This window comes from Micromonospora sp. WMMD882 (assembly GCF_027497255.1).
GTDB lineage: Bacteria > Actinomycetota > Actinomycetes > Mycobacteriales > Micromonosporaceae > Micromonospora.
Window position 1 is genome coordinate 5,419,701 of the sequence record NZ_CP114903.1, and the last position, 14,091, is coordinate 5,433,791.

At 72.6% G+C, this 14,091-nt stretch carries 14 protein-coding genes; 9 read left to right on the forward strand and 5 right to left on the reverse strand.

Annotation, left to right across the window (positions count from 1 at the left end; translation table 11 throughout):
- Positions 1-91 precede the first annotated feature (91 nt).
- The 3 genes from O7606_RS23285 (at position 92) to O7606_RS23295 (ending at position 4,581) form a co-directional block, all read left to right on the forward strand.
- Entirely contained in the window at positions 92-1,063 is a 972-nt protein-coding gene (locus O7606_RS23285; RefSeq protein ID WP_281599829.1) for a hypothetical protein, read from the forward strand.
- 108 nt (positions 1,064-1,171) lie between these two features.
- Positions 1,172-2,659, forward strand: coding sequence for a fused MFS/spermidine synthase (locus O7606_RS23290; RefSeq protein ID WP_281599830.1), 1,488 nt, complete (start codon positions 1,172-1,174; stop codon positions 2,657-2,659).
- 188 nt (positions 2,660-2,847) lie between these two features.
- The gene (locus O7606_RS23295) at positions 2,848-4,581 is read left to right on the forward strand and encodes a serine/threonine-protein kinase (RefSeq protein ID WP_281596148.1); all 1,734 of its coding nucleotides are present in this window, start codon (positions 2,848-2,850) and stop codon (positions 4,579-4,581) included.
- A 29-nt stretch (positions 4,582-4,610) separates the two neighbouring features.
- Here the strand turns inward: O7606_RS23295 and O7606_RS23300 are convergent, their stop codons facing one another.
- Positions 4,611-5,276: a TrkA family potassium uptake protein gene (locus O7606_RS23300; RefSeq protein ID WP_281596149.1), complete on the reverse strand. Its 666-nt coding sequence runs from the start codon at positions 5,274-5,276 to the stop codon at positions 4,611-4,613.
- A complete protein-coding gene (locus O7606_RS23305; RefSeq protein ID WP_281596150.1) occupies positions 5,266-6,600 on the reverse strand; it encodes a potassium transporter TrkG in 1,335 nt (444 codons plus the stop codon). The genes O7606_RS23300 and O7606_RS23305 overlap by 11 nt, the downstream gene beginning before the upstream one ends.
- Before the next feature lie 181 nt (positions 6,601-6,781).
- Between O7606_RS23305 and O7606_RS23310 the strand changes: the two genes are divergently transcribed.
- A complete protein-coding gene (locus tag O7606_RS23310; protein ID WP_281596151.1) occupies positions 6,782-7,927 on the forward strand; it encodes a glycerophosphodiester phosphodiesterase in 1,146 nt (381 codons plus the stop codon).
- Positions 7,928-8,078: 151 nt separating this feature from the next.
- Here the strand turns inward: O7606_RS23310 and O7606_RS23315 are convergent, their stop codons facing one another.
- Entirely contained in the window at positions 8,079-8,639 is a 561-nt protein-coding gene (locus O7606_RS23315) for a hypothetical protein (RefSeq protein WP_281596152.1), read from the reverse strand.
- A gap of 2 nt (positions 8,640-8,641) precedes the next feature.
- Positions 8,642-9,178 (reverse strand): hypothetical protein, encoded by a 537-nt coding sequence (locus tag O7606_RS23320; protein ID WP_281596153.1) that lies wholly within the window; start codon positions 9,176-9,178, stop codon positions 8,642-8,644.
- Between the two features lie 584 nt (positions 9,179-9,762).
- Between O7606_RS23320 and O7606_RS23325 the strand changes: the two genes are divergently transcribed.
- Entirely contained in the window at positions 9,763-10,269 is a 507-nt protein-coding gene (locus O7606_RS23325) for an AAA family ATPase (protein WP_281596154.1), read from the forward strand.
- A gap of 151 nt (positions 10,270-10,420) precedes the next feature.
- Here the strand turns inward: O7606_RS23325 and O7606_RS23330 are convergent, their stop codons facing one another.
- A complete protein-coding gene (locus tag O7606_RS23330) occupies positions 10,421-10,651 on the reverse strand; it encodes a winged helix-turn-helix domain-containing protein (protein ID WP_281599831.1) in 231 nt (76 codons plus the stop codon).
- Between the two features lie 544 nt (positions 10,652-11,195).
- Between O7606_RS23330 and O7606_RS23335 the strand changes: the two genes are divergently transcribed.
- From O7606_RS23335 to O7606_RS23350, 4 genes are all read left to right on the forward strand, one after another.
- A complete protein-coding gene (locus O7606_RS23335; protein WP_281596155.1) occupies positions 11,196-11,405 on the forward strand; it encodes a DivIVA domain-containing protein in 210 nt (69 codons plus the stop codon).
- 104 nt (positions 11,406-11,509) lie between these two features.
- A complete protein-coding gene (locus O7606_RS23340) occupies positions 11,510-11,794 on the forward strand; it encodes a hypothetical protein (RefSeq protein ID WP_281596156.1) in 285 nt (94 codons plus the stop codon).
- A gap of 267 nt (positions 11,795-12,061) precedes the next feature.
- On the forward strand, positions 12,062-13,267 hold the full coding sequence (locus O7606_RS23345; protein WP_281596157.1) for a substrate-binding domain-containing protein: 1,206 nt from the start codon (positions 12,062-12,064) through the stop codon (positions 13,265-13,267).
- 8 nt (positions 13,268-13,275) lie between these two features.
- Positions 13,276-14,019: an ABC transporter ATP-binding protein gene (locus tag O7606_RS23350; RefSeq protein WP_281596158.1), complete on the forward strand. Its 744-nt coding sequence runs from the start codon at positions 13,276-13,278 to the stop codon at positions 14,017-14,019.
- Positions 14,020-14,091: the final 72 nt, after the last annotated feature.

The window sequence follows — 14,091 nt, forward strand, 5'->3', positions numbered from 1 at the left end:
CGCGTCCGCCCGCCGCTGGCTGGGCGCGGCACGGGCCGTCGCCCCCCGCCGGCCGGTCGCGGCGGGCGGCGTGGCCCGGGTGTCCCGGCGGTTGGTGGCGGCGCTGGCCGTGGCGGCGCTGCTGGTCGTCGCGCCCGCTCCGGCCCACGCCGAGCCCGACGAGGGCGGCACCAAGGCGCTGCGGGACGCCCTGGAGGCCAGCGCCAAGGGGCACATCGAAGCCAAGGCCAAGCTGGACAACTCCAAGAAGCGGCAGGCCGCGCTGACCGCCGAGCTGAAGCGCATCGAGTCCCGGCTGGTCGGGCTGAGCGCCCAGGTCGGCGAGGTGGCCGTCCAGTCGTACAAGCTGGGTCGACTCAACGCGACCGGGTTGCTGTTGCAGAGCACCGGCCCGGAGCAGCTCCTCCAGCGGGCCGCCGAGCTGGACGTGCTGGCCCAGCGGGACGGCAAGCGGCTGCGCACCCTCGCCGAGGAGCGGGACCGCGCCAACCTGGCGAAGCTCGCCATCGACGCCGAGGTCCGCGAGCAGCTCAAGCAGGTCAACCAGATGGCCAAGAAGAAGCGGGACGCGGAGAAGGCGCTCGCCGCGGTCAGCTCCGGCCCGAGCGGCGGCTTCGGCAGCGGTGGCTCCGCCTCGGCGCGGCCCGCGCCGCGCAACCCGGACGGCTCCTGGCCGAAGGAGTCCTGCTCGGTGAACGACCCGACCACCTCGGGCTGCATCACCCCGCGCACGTTGAACGCCCTCAAGCAGGCCCAGGCGGCCGGCTACCAGCGGCACGTCTCCTGTTTCCGCAGCGGCGGCTCCGGCGAGCACCCGAAGGGCCGGGCCTGTGACTTCTCCGCCGCCACCGGCGGCTTCGAGGACAGGACGGCCACCGGCGGCGACAAGAGCTACGGCGACCGGCTGGCCGCCTGGTGCGTCCGCAACGCCAGCCGGTTGGGCGTGCTCTACGTGATCTGGTACCGGCAGATCTGGCATCCCGGCACCGGGTGGCAGGCGTACGGCGGCAGCGGCAGCCCCGCCGCCGACCACACGAACCACGTTCATCTCTCCATGTACTGACCACGGCTACCAGGAACGCTGCGTACCATCGCAGCGGTGAGCTCCCCAGAGTCCCCCGTCGAGGTCGACGCCGCCGCCCCGGCGACGCCGGTCGCCCCGGTCCGGGCGCTGTCCAACGGTCTGGCCGCGTTCCTGGTCTTCTTCTCCAGCGGCGCGGTGCTGGTGCTGGAGACGGTCGCCCTGCGCCTGGTCGGCCCGTACGTGGGTGTGACGCTCCAGGTGACCAGTTCGGTGATCGGCATCGCGTTGGCCGCCATCGCGTACGGCACGTGGACCGGCGGCTGGCTGGCCGACCGCCGGGACCCGCGACCGATGCTCGCCCCGGCGCTGGTGCTGGCCGGCATCGCCACCGCGATCACCCTGCCGGTGGTCCGGTACGCCGGTGAGGTGCTGCGCGGCGACGCGGCCAGCGGGATCATCCTGTTGGTCGCGGCGGCAGTGTTCGTGCCGGCGGCGCTGCTGTCGGCGATCAGCCCGCTGGTGGTGAAGCTCCAGTTGGCCGACCTGCGGCGCACCGGTCAGGTGGTCGGGAAGCTCTCCAGCGTCGGCACCCTCGGCGGCATCACCGCGACCCTGGCCACCGGTTTCGTGCTGGTGGCGACCCTGCCCAGCTCGGTGATCATGGTCGGGTTGGCGGTGGCGCTCGGGTTGACCGGGCTCGCGCTCGGCCTGCACCTGCGGTGGCAGGACCGGACCGGGGTGCCCGGCCCGGCCCGGGTCAAGGCCGCCGTGGCGGTGCTCGGGCTGGCCGGGGCGAGCCTCGCCGCCGTCGCCCCCGACCCGTGCGACGTGGAGACCGCGTACCACTGCGCGTCGGTGCGGGTGGACGCCGACCGGCCGACCGGTCGGATGCTGCTGCTCAACTCCGCCCAGCACTCGTACGTCGACCTGGCCGACCCGACGTACCTGGAGTTCGCGTACACCCAGTGGATCGGGGCGGCGGCCGACGTGGTGGCCCCGGCGGGGCAGCGGCTGGACGCCCTGCACCTGGGTGGGGGCGGTTTCACCATGCCCCGGTACCTGGCGGCCACCCGCCCGGACACCGACAACCTGGTCTTCGAGATCGACGGCGGGCTGGTCGACCTGGGCCGCGCGGAGCTGGGCCTGCGTACCGGGCCGGAGCTGCGCGCCGAGGTGGGGGACGCCCGGATGCTGGTCGCGGAGGAACCGGCCGCCAGTCGGGACCTGGTGGTGGGAGACGCCTTCGGACATCTGGTGGTGCCCTGGCACCTGGCCACCCGGGAGATGGCCGCCGAGATCCACCGGGTGCTCCGACCGGGCGGCGTCTACGTGCAGAACGTCATCGACTACCCGCCGCTGCGGTTCGTCCGGGCCGAGGTGGCGACCGTCGCCGCCGAGTTCCGGCATGTCGCGCTGGTCGCTCCGCCGGCCGCGCTCGCCGGCGAGTACGGCGCGAACTTCCTGATCATGGCCTCGGACGCGCCGCTGCCGCTGACCGCGATCGCCCCCCGGCTGGGCGCGCTGGCCGAGCCGACCCGGGTGCTCTCCGGCGCCGACCTGACCGCGTTCGTCGGTGACGCCCTGGTGCTGACCGACGACTACGCCCCGGTCGACCAACTCCTCGCCACCGCCTGAACCGCCCGGCCTCCGCCGGCCCGGCTCCCGCCTCCGGGGCGAGCCGGCCACCCCAGATCGGTGATGCGGCGGTGTCCCCGTTCGAGGGCTCCGCCACATCCTGGAAACGGGGCGGCGCGCAGAGGTCGGGATGACCGATTCCGACGGTCCGGGTGTAGGTTCCCTGCCGCTGGGCAAGAAAGATGCCCATGGGTCGAGGGGGTCGAGGGGGCAGGACCGGGGCGCAACTGCTCGGCGAGCGGTACCGGTTGATCGAGCAGCTCGGCGCGGGCGGCATGTCCGTGGTGTGGCGCGGCTACGACGAGGTGCTCGGCCGGCAGGTGGCGGTGAAGGTGCTCGCCTCGCGGCTGGCCAGTGACCGGGCGTTCCGGCACCGGATCCGCACCGAGGCGCAGGCCGCCGCCCGGCTGGTCCACCCGCACATCACCAACGTCTACGACTACGGCGAGTCCCAGCAGGTCGGGCTGACCGTGCCGTACGTGGTGATGGAGCTGGTCGACGGCGAGCCGTTGACCGTCCGGCTCGGCCGGGACCGGCAACTGCCCTGGCCGGAGGCGCTCACCATCGCCGCCGAGACGACGTCCGCGCTGGCCGCCGCGCACGCCCGCGGCGTGGTGCACCGGGACGTCACCCCGGGCAACGTCATGCTCACCCCGACCGGGGTGAAGGTCGTCGACTTCGGCATCTCCGCGCTGACCGGCGAGAGCGAGAAGGGCCCGGACGGCGCGCTGCTCGGCACCCCGGCCTACCTGGCCCCGGAACGGCTCGACGACGGCCAGGTCTCCCCGGCCACCGACGTGTACGCGGTCGGGCTGCTCCTCTACCGGATGCTCACCGGCCGGCTGCCCTGGGCGGCGAGCACCACCACCCAGATGCTCCGCGCCCACCTCTACACCGAACCGGCGCCGATGCCCCCGGTGCCCGGCCTGCCCGAGCAGGTACGCGACCTGGTGCGCCGGTGTCTGGCCAAGCGCCCCGACCAGCGCCCGACCAGCGCCGAGCTGGCCCGTGCCCTCGCCGGGGCGGCGGGCGTGCCGGCTGCCGTACCGGTGTCACCGACCGCCGACCCGGGCCCGCTGGCCAGCGCCGAGACCACGATCCTGCCCTGGTCGGCGGAGACCGACGCGCTGCCGTCGTCGGTGCGTCGGGCCCGCCCGGCGGCGGGCCGGCGGCGGAGCCTGCAGGCGGCGGCGGTGGCCGTCGGGCTGTTGACGGTGACCGGCGTGGCGTGGGGGATGAGCGGTCAAGCCCCCGCCAGCGGCGACCAGACCGACCCGGACGCGACCCGGATGGCGCTGACCGCGCCCGCCCCCTGCCTGGTCTCCTACACGCTGGGCAGCGACGACGGTAAGACCTTCGCGGCAGACCTGACGCTGGCCAACACCGGTCCGGTCGAGTTGCGGGACTGGACGCTGCGGTTCGACCTGCCCGGCGAGCAGACGGTGACCGGCGCGAAGCCGGTCGAGGCACGCCAGCAGGGACGGACGGTCGAGCTGGCCCCGGCCGCCGACGCCGCGTCCCTCGCCCCGGCCGCCACCACGCGTATCGCGCTGACCGGCCGGTACGTCGGCGCGAACCCGCTGCCGGTGCGGTTCCAGGTCGGCGACCGGGCCTGCGACGTGCGGGTCTCCGGGGTCGCCGGCAGCGCGCCGTCGCCCACCGCCGTCACCCCCACCGCCACCACGGGCGGGAGGTCCGCCGCCACCGGAGGGGCGGGTGACGTCACGGCCGGCTCGTCCGGCGGCGCTGCGGTGGCCAAGCCCAGACCCGGCCCCGAGCCGAAGGCCAAACCCAAGCCCAAGCCGAAGCCGAAGGGCAAGGGTGAGGACACAAAAAAAGCGGCAAGCCCGGACCAGGACCGGGACGACGACGATGACGATGACGATGACGATGACGATGACGACGGTGACGACGATGACTGACGGGGTGGCGGCGCTCGGCTGACCTGGCCTCAGGTGAGCGCGGCGAAGCGCTGCACCTGGTCGATGGCGCCCTCCACGATGAGCAGGCAACCCTCGGCGAGCACGGTGTCCGGCCCCGCGTAGCGGAACCGCTCCCCGGGCTCCTTCGCGCCGACGACCATCACCCCGTACCGCTCGGTGAGCGCCGCCTCCCGCAGGGTCCGGCCGACCAGGGGCGGCGGCACCCGCACCTTCGCGATGGCGAAGTCCACGTCGATCTCGATGTAGTCGAGCATCTTGCTGACGATCAGGTGCGCGACCCGCTCCCCGGTCTCCGCCTCCGGGAAGACCACGTGCCGGGCCCCGACCGAGGAGAGGATCCGGGCGTGCTTGCCGGAGGTGGCCCGGGCCCAGATCTCCGGCCCGCCGATCTCGGCCAACGCGAGGACGGTCAGCACGCTCGCCTCGACCGACGCGCCGATGCACACCACCGCCCGCCGGTAGTCGCCCACCGCGAGCTGGCGCAGCGCTTCCTCCTCGGTGGAGTCCGCCTGCACCACCCGGTCCAGGTGGGCGGACCACTTCTGCACGACGGCCGGATCGCGGTCGACGGCCAGCACCTCGTGACCCAGCCTGCCCAGCGTGGCGGCCAGGTAGGTGCCGAACCGGCCCAGTCCGATCACCACCACTCCGGTGGGCCGCAGCTCAGCCGACAACGGGTTGCTCCTCCGGGTAGCGGTACAGCCGGCGTCGGGTGTTCAACGCGATCGCCGACCCGAGGGTGAGGGTGCCGACGCGGCCGACGTACATCAGGACGGCCAGGGCGAGCTGACCGGCGGCGGGCAACCGTGGGGCGACCCCGACCGACAGCCCGGCGGTGCTGAACGCGGAGGTCACCTCGAACAGCGCCTGGTAGTAGCGGACGCCCTCGGTCAGCAGGATCAACCCGACCGTCCCGGCGACGACCACAGCCAGGCTCAGCAGGGCCACGGTGAGCGCCTGCCGCTGGCTCGCCCCGGCCACCCGACGCCGGCCCACCGTGACGTCCGGCTCGCCCCGCACCTCGGCCCAGATGACGAAGGCGAGCAGGAAGAACGTGGCGACCTTGATGCCGCCGGCCGTACTGGCGCTGCCCCCACCGATGAACATCAGCGCGATGATCAGCAGGTAGCTCTCCTCCGCCAGCCGGGTCACGTCGAGCGTGCCGAACCCGCCGGTACGCAGGAACGCGTCCTGGGTGGACGCGACCAGCGCCTTCTGCGCCCAGCCCGCGGGGCCGAGCGTCAGCGGGTTGGTCCACTCGGCGGCCAGCAGCCCGACGAAGCCGACCAGCAGCAGGACGATGCTGCCCCACACGGTGAGCTTCGTGCTGACCGACCAACCGCTCGGCCGTCGCCACTCCCGGCCGGCCTCGAACAGCGCGGGGAAACCGAGCCCGCCGACGATCGCGCCGAGGGCCAGCGGCACGGTGACCCAGGCGTCGTACGCGAACCGGACCAGGCTGTCCGGGTAGAGCGCGAAACCGCTGTTGTTGAACGCCTGGACGGCGTGGAACAGCGCGTACCAGAGCGCCCGGCCGGGCGGATAGGCGTACGCGAGATGCAGCCGCGCCGCCACGACCACCGTGATCGCGGTCTCGCAGACCAGCACGGTCAGCCCGATCCGCAGCAGCAGCCGGCGGACGTCGCCGATGCCGAACTCGGCGGTCTCCGCCTGCACCAGCAACCGGTTGTGCAGCCCCAGCCGCCGGGACACCGTCAGCACGACCAGGGTGGCGCCGGTGAGGATGCCCAGCCCGCCGAGCTGGGTCAACACCGTGATCATCACCAGGCCGGGGGCAGCCCAGTAGTCCGACGTGTCGACCACGCTCATCCCCGTCACCGACACCGCCGAGGTGGCCGTGAACAGGGCGGTCATGAACGGGGTGAACCGGTGCCCGGCGTTGGCCTGGGGCAGCATCAGCAGGCCGGTGCCGAGCAGGATCGCCGTCAGGAACCCCAGGGGCACGAGCCGTACCGGATGACGAAGGAACCGGCGCACCAGCCCATCCTCGTGGCCGGATCGGATCAGGGGAGGCAAAACCGGCATCCCGCCCGCGGTCGGTCCGTCCTGCCGGACGTTCACCTTCCGGTCAGCCCGAGATCAGTCCCCGGTCGCCGATCGACGCTTGGCTGTGGGTGCTCCCCCTCGACGGGGCACTCTTCCACGACAGGAGACGGCGTTGCGACGTACCCTTTCCGCCCTCGGCGTGGCCGGCGCGCTGCTCACGGTCGCGGTGGCCGTGCCCACCGCCACGGCCGTCGGCGCCGCGCCCGAGGCCCGGGCGGACCGGTCCCGGGCCGGCGACCGGGCCGGCGACCGGGCCGGCGACCGGCCCATCGTGATCGCCCACCGGGGGGCCAGCGGCTACCGGCCCGAGCACACCCTGGAGGCGTACCGGCTGGCGATCCGGATGGGGGCCGACTACATCGAGCCGGACCTGGTCTCGACGAAGGACGGCGTGCTGGTCGCCCGGCACGAGAACGAGATCTCCGGCACCACCGACGTGGCGGCCCGCCCCGAGTTCGCCGCCCGCCAGGCGACCAGGACCATCGACGGGGTGCGGGTGACCGGCTGGTTCACCGAGGACTTCACGCTCGCCGAGCTGCGTACCCTGCGGGCCAAGGAGCGGCTGCCGCAGGTCCGGGTGACGAACACCGCGTACGACGGGCAGTTCCTGGTGCCCACCTTCCAGGAGGTCGTCGACCTGGCCCGCGAAGAGGGCCGCAAGCGGGGCCGGACGATCGGCGTCTACCCGGAGACCAAGCACCCCACCTACTTCCAGTCGATCGGGTTGCCGCTGGAGGAGCCGCTGGTCGCGGTGCTCCGCGCCAACAAGCTGACCAGGCGGAACTCGCCGGTGATCATCCAGTCCTTCGAGACGGCAAACCTCCGCAAGCTCGACCGCATGATCGACGTGCCGCTGGCCCAGCTCCTCGACGCCTCCGGCCGCCCGTACGACTTCACCGCCGCCGGTGACCCGCGCACCTACGCCGACCTGGCCACGCCGGCCGGGCTGCGGTGGATCGCCGGGTACGCCGACGGCATCGGCGCGAACAAGAATCTGATCGTGCCCCGGGACGCCGCCGGGAAGCTGCTCGCCCCGACCACCCTGGTCCGGGACGCGCACCGGGAGAAACTGATCGTGCACGCCTGGACGTTCCGCGCGGAGAACCAGTTCCTCCCCGCCGACTTCCGTGCCGGCGCCGACCCGAACGCCCGCGGCGACATCACCGCCGAGTACGAGCTGTTCTACCAGCTCGGCCTGGACGGCGTCTTCGCCGACCACCCGGACACCGCCGTCGCCGCCCGCGCCGGCCTCGCCTGAGCGGCCGTTTCTGCCTGAGCTGCCGTTCCTCCCCTGAGCTGCCGTTCCTGCCCGAGCTGCCGTTCCTCCCCGGGCCGCTCGCGCTGACCGGGCTTTCCTCTCCGCTGGCCCGCCACCCGCCGCCCGGGTGGCGGGCCAGCCCCGCCTCGGCTCAGTGGGCGGGGGGAAGCTCCTCGGGCCAACGCTGGTCGGCGACGTTGCGCCGCCACTCGGCGACCGGACGGGAGGCGCCAGCCGTCACCGCCGTCTCGTCCACCACCGGGAAGTCGGCGCCGCCCACCAGTTGGTGGGTGCCGCGTCCGCGTTCGGTGCGGGCGGCCAGCACGTACGTCGTGCCGGTCTCCAGCAGCGGCTCACCCGCCACCCGCCAGGTCTCGTCGCCGAGCGTGCCGCCGAGCTGGGTGACCCGCAGCGTGCGTACGGGCCGGCCCTTGAGGGTCTGCCGGACCCGCACGTCGAAGACGGTGTACGGGGTGCCGCCGTGCCGTTCCTGCACCTCGGCGACGCGCTCGACGGTGCCCACCACGACGTAGTCGGCGAACCCGGCGACCTTGGCGTCGTCGTGCACGTCGAAGGCGTACGAGGAGTGCACGACGTGGATCCCACCGGCCCCGGCGGACCGCCACGTCCCGCCCAGCGTGGCCCACCCCCCGACCGCCAGCGCGCCGGCGACGAGACCCACGACCAGCGCCTTGACCAGGCGACGAGGCATGTTCAGTACCCCCACACGGCGTGGTACGAGGTGACGTCCCAGGGCTGGAGGTTGTTGCTCATGTTCGGGTTGTAGCAGGCCGGGCAGGGGTCCATGACGGCGGCCTCCGGCCCGTGGCCGAGCTTCAGCGCGTGCCCGAGCTCGTGGGTGACGACGGCGTGCCGCTGCGAGGTGTTGTAGTCGTCCATCCAGTGCGTGTTCAGCTTCAGCTCGTCGGCCCCGCTGCTGCAGTCGAACCACCCGGCCCGGCTGTCGCTTGTCGACGTGTAGTCGGAGACGTCGACGTCGGCGTACGTGAAGGCGTCGTCGGGTCGGACGGTGATCGGGCTCAGCGCGTTCCACTGGTTGACCGCGTGCGACAGGGAGGCGTCGTACCTGGTGAAGTCGTCGTAGACGAGCTCGCCGCCGTCCACCGACGTGCAGTGGTCCAGTGGTGTCACCTCGGCCGACGCCGAGCGGCAGAGCCCACCGGTCACCACCAGCGACGCGACCGCGACCAGCGCCACCCACCCCATCCTCGGGAGCCTGTCACCCGACATCCGCCCTCCCTTTAATTGATAAATCTCGATATAACGTAGCGGGGTCCGCGCATGATCACAAGAAGTGTCGGGACGGATGCGATGGGTGACGCCAGACTGTCTTCCACCGGTCCGGGTGACCACGCCATGCGTCCACTGTCGACGACGGGAGCCACCTGGACCTGTTCGCCATCGGCACTGCCGAAAGCGCCATCCCGGCGCCGCTGCTCGGCGCGTTCATCGTCATTGCCCTGGTGGGGCTGCTCATCTTCCTCGTCGTCCGCCGTTGACGCGGATCAGCGCGCTCTTCCGGCCTTTCCCGGCGGACTTCCGGCAACCGTCGTGGCTTCCCTGACCGTCGCGGCGTTCCCGCCACCGTCACGCCCGAACCGAACGAACCGGGCCGGGCCGGGGTGGGCCGGGTCGGTGTGGGCCGGGTCGGGGCGGTGTGGGCCGGGATGGTGGGTGGGCCGGGTCGGGCCGTGATGGTGGCCGGGCCGGGTCGGGCCGGGATGGTGTGGGTGGGCGGACGCTGTCGAGCTGCCCCGTCCATGCGCCCCCACCGGGTCCGCGGGTAACTGCACTGGGCCGGTGCCCGGCTGATCGTGCTGAACGGACCGCCCGCATGCGGCAAGTCGACGCTGGCCCGCAGGTACGTCGAGGATCATCCGCTCGCGCTCGACCTGGACGTCGACCGGATCCGGGACCTGATCGGCGGTTGGCGTGACCACGCCGGCCCCGCCGGACTGCTGGCCCGCGCGGTCGCGCTGGCCGCCGCCCGGGCCGACCTGCCGAACGGGCACGACGTGATCGTCCCGCAACTGCTGACCCGCCCCGGGTTCATCGAGCAGGCGGAACGAGTCGCGTACGAGGTGGGCGCCGATTTCCACGAGATCGTACTGATGGACAGCCGGGGAGAACGCCCTGCGCCGCTTCCTCGACAGGTCCCGTACCAGCGACGACCTCACCCACCGCGACGCCGCGCGGATGCCCGACCGCCAGGGCGGCCCCGACGAGCTCGACGCGTTGGCCAGCTCGCGGGTGGTCGGGAGCTTGTCGCCCGGCCGCAACTCGCCGCTCTCGATCTTCGCGGTGATCTCGTGATCTGGTGATCTGGCGGTACGGGGCCTCTGCGGTGGGCATGTCGGACGACTCCAGCCGCCCTGTTCCCGGTCGCCTCCCGGGTGGACCGATCGACATGCTGGATCTTGGACACTTGCCGTCGCATATCGACGGCAAGTGTCCAAGATCCAGGTGAGCTGACTACTGCCCAGGGTGTTGAGCGACGAAGGTGCCGCGCCCCGACTGGCCAGTGATCAAATCCCGGTCGTGCAGCAGGGAGAGTGCGCGCGAGGCCGTGTTCATGTGGACCTGGTACGCCTCGGCCAGCTCCCGCGTGGACGGGAGCTTGTCGCCGGGCTTCAGCCCGCCGCTCTTGATTCTCGCGGTGAGCTCGTTGGCGATCAGGCGGTATGGGGGTTCTGCTGTGGGCATGGTGAAGGCTCCGGTTGGTCCGGCATCCTCGATCATGCCGGACTTACGCCAGTAACTGCAATAAGCGGTGGTGTCGCTACTTTCCGGGTTGGCCTACACAAGCATTTTGGGTGGGTCGTGGGTGTCCGGCTCCGGTTGGTTCGGCAAAGCCCTGGAGGCTGGACAACCCCAGTGGGCTCCGTGGACGTACCGCCGTCGAAGGTTGCGATCACGGAAGCCGGCGGCCCGGCCCGCATCCCCTTTCTGCTGGCCGGGCCGCCTTCCACTGCGCACGCGCCAGGGACGCGCCGTGACCCGTCGACGACGGTTACCACGGCGAAGAGACGGAGGGCGAATGAACATCCTGGGCAGACTGTTCCGGCCACGAGACGATCACCGCTCCGCGCGGCCACCCGACCACCGGCACGCGCCGCCCCCCGACCGCCGGCCGATGCCGCCTCCCGACCACCGGCACGTACCACCATCCGAGCGCCGGCCCACGGCGCGACCCGGCCGACGGCGGTCGCCGAACGAGGGGTGGTACCGCTCGGGGGCGGACCGGCCGTTGACCGCCGGCCAGGTACGCGAGCGGCAGTTCCGCAGCGTACGACGTGACGGGCTGGACCCCTCGGAGGTGTACGCGTTCCTGCGCCGGGTGGCCGGTGAGCTGGCCGCCGCCCGGCGCGAGCCGGCGTACACGGTCGAGGAGAACGTCCGGATCAAGCGGGCGCTGCGGAGTTGGCAGTCCCGCTTCGCGCCGAGGCTGCACCGATGAGCGCGGAAGCGTCCGTGACCGCGGGAGCTTCCGTGACCGGGGGAGCGTCCGTGACCGGGGGAGCGTCCGTGACCGGGGGAGCGTCCGTGACCGGGGGAGCGTCCGTGAGCGGGGAACGGCAACGGTTCGTGGCGCATCTGCCGGTGGTCGCCGCCGATCTGGCTGCCGCCCTGCGATTCGCCCGCTCGGTCGCTCAGGCGGTGAGCTTCCTCGCCGACGTGGATCGGGCCGAGGCCACCGTGTCGTACGAGGACGAGCAGGGCGTACGGCACCGGGTCTACTGCGACCGTCCGCTCGACGGCGGCCGACGCTGCCCACGACCCGCCCGCCACCTGGGCGCCTGCGCGCCCCACCCATCCGATCCCGCCATCCAGCGTCCGTCCCGCTGAGCGCGTCCGCTCCCGCCCGAAGCGTGTACGCCAGGCGTTGACAGGGTGCCGCCCCCTGCCTGCACGCCGTGGGGGAAGTCGACACCGTCATGAGCGGGCGGGTGGGGACGACGGCCATCGAAAGGAAACATCGGGGAGCACGGTTGTCCCCGGCGGCCATCCCGAGGGTGCCACTTGTGTGTGGTGACCACATGGCCCGTGGGTGACGTCACTCCTAGCGTGAGCCGACAACGAATTCTCTTCCCCGAAGCATCACGTGGAGTCGCCATGACGGTCCGGACGACGCGGCGCGCGGTCCTCGCCGCCGCCACCATGATGGCCGCGGCGGTCGCCGCGACCGCCTGCGGCAGCCCGCAGGAGACCGCCGGTGGTGGCGGTGACGACGCCGCCCCGGTCAAGGTCGGGCTGGTGTACTCCCAGTCGGGAGCGCTGGCCAGCTACGGCAAGCAGTACATCGAAGGGTTCCGGGCGGGGCTGGACTTCGCCACCGACGGAACCGGCAAGGTCGACGGCCGGACCATCGAGGTCGTCGAGGTGGACGACGCGGGCGACCCGGCCAAGGCCGTGTCGGCGGCGAAGGACCTGATCGGCAAGGGGCACAAGATCCTCGCCGGGTCCACCGCCTCCGGGGTGGCGTTGCAGGTCGCCCCGATCGCCGCGCAGAACAAGGTCCTGTTCATCTCCGGCCCGGCCGCCACCGACGGCATCACCGGGGCCAACCGGTACACGTTCCGGTCCGGCCGGCAGTCGTACCAGGACGTGGTGACCGCCCGGTCGTTCATCGGCGACCCGACCGGCAAGAAGGTCGTCGTGTTCGCCCAGGACGGCGCGTTCGGTGACGCCAACGAGGCTGCCGTCAAGGCGGTCATCGGCGGCGCCGGCGCGACGGTGAGCAGCGTCCGGGCCCCGGCCAGTGCCACCGACTTCACCCCGTTCGCCAGCCAGATCACCGCCGCCAAGCCGGATCTGCTCTTCGTCGCCTGGGCCGGCACGACCGCCCCGGCCATGTGGCAGACCCTCGACCAGCAGGGCGTGCTGACCTCCACCACGGTCGTCACCGGCCTGGACATCCGCGCCTCCTGGCCGACCTTCGGCGCGGCCGGCAGCAAGATCTCGTTCCTGTCGCACTACTTCGACGGGGCCAGCGACACGGAGGCCGCCAAGGCCGCCAAGGCGAAGGTCGCCGGCGGGACGCTCGACCTGTTCCACCCGGACGGGTTCGCCGCCGCGCAGATGGTGGTCCGCGCGGTGACCGAGGGCGGCGACGACGTGGAGAAGATGGTCACCGCCCTGGAAGGCTGGACGTTCGACGGGGTCAAGGGCCCGATGACCATCCGTAAGGAGGACCACGCCCTGCTCCAGCCGATGTACCAGGCCAGCCTGACCGGCAGCGGCACCGCGTTCACCGCGACCGCGCAGAAGGCCCTCACCGGTGACGAGACCGCCCCGCCGGTCGCCGCGATGAAGGGCTGAGGCGGAGCATGCTCGCCACCCGCGGTCTGACCTGGCGGATCGGTGAGGTCGCCATCGTCGACGACGTGGCATTCGACCTGTCGCCGGGGGAGTTCCTCGGCGTGATCGGGCCGAACGGCGCCGGCAAGACCTCGCTGTTCAACCTGATCACCGGCCTGCGTCGGCCCACCGCCGGCACGGTCCTGCTGGACGGCCGGGACGTCAGCGCCCTGCCGCCGCACCGGCGGGCCCGCCTCGGGCTGGGCCGTACCTTCCAGGCGTCGTCGGTCTTCGGCTCGCTCAGCGTGCGGGAGAACGTGCGGCTCGCCGTCCAGGCGTACCGCGGGGGTTCGATGAGGCTGTGGCGGCGGGCGGCGGCCGACCGGGAGGTGGTCGCCGCCGCCGACGCGGCGCTCGACCGGGTCGGCCTCGCCCACCGGGGTACGGCGCTCGCCGGCACCCTCGCGCACGGCGAGAAACGCAAGCTGGAGATCGCCCTGCTGCTGGCCGGGGAACCCCGGGTGATGCTGCTGGACGAGCCGATGGCCGGGGTCAGCGCCGAGGACGTGCCCGAGCTGGTCGGGGTGATCAGGTCGTTGACCGGGGACAGCGGTCGGGCGGTGCTGATGGTGGAACACCACATGGACGTGATCCTGGAGCTGGCCGACCGGATCGCCGTGATGCACCACGGCGCGCTGCTGGCCTGCGACACCCCGGAGACGGTGATGGCCAACCCGACCGTGCAAGAGGCCTACCTGGGAGAGCAACTGTGAGCGCGAGGAGTGAGCCGGGTTTGCGAGCCCCGCAGTCGCGAGCGAGAGGTGGGGCTTGTGAGCGCGAGGAGT

Coding starts and splice junctions, on each gene's coding strand:
- O7606_RS23350 (WP_281596158.1), top strand. CDS start 13,276: ATGCTCGCCACCCGCGGTCTGACCTGGCGGATCGGTGAGGTCGCCATC.
- O7606_RS23295 (WP_281596148.1), top strand. CDS start 2,848: ATGGGTCGAGGGGGTCGAGGGGGCAGGACCGGGGCGCAACTGCTCGGC.
- O7606_RS23315 (WP_281596152.1), bottom strand. CDS start 8,639: ATGCCTCGTCGCCTGGTCAAGGCGCTGGTCGTGGGTCTCGTCGCCGGC.
- O7606_RS23330 (WP_281599831.1), bottom strand. CDS start 10,651: ATGCCCACAGCAGAACCCCCATACCGCCTGATCGCCAACGAGCTCACC.
- O7606_RS23345 (WP_281596157.1), top strand. CDS start 12,062: ATGACGGTCCGGACGACGCGGCGCGCGGTCCTCGCCGCCGCCACCATG.
- O7606_RS23320 (WP_281596153.1), bottom strand. CDS start 9,178: ATGTCGGGTGACAGGCTCCCGAGGATGGGGTGGGTGGCGCTGGTCGCG.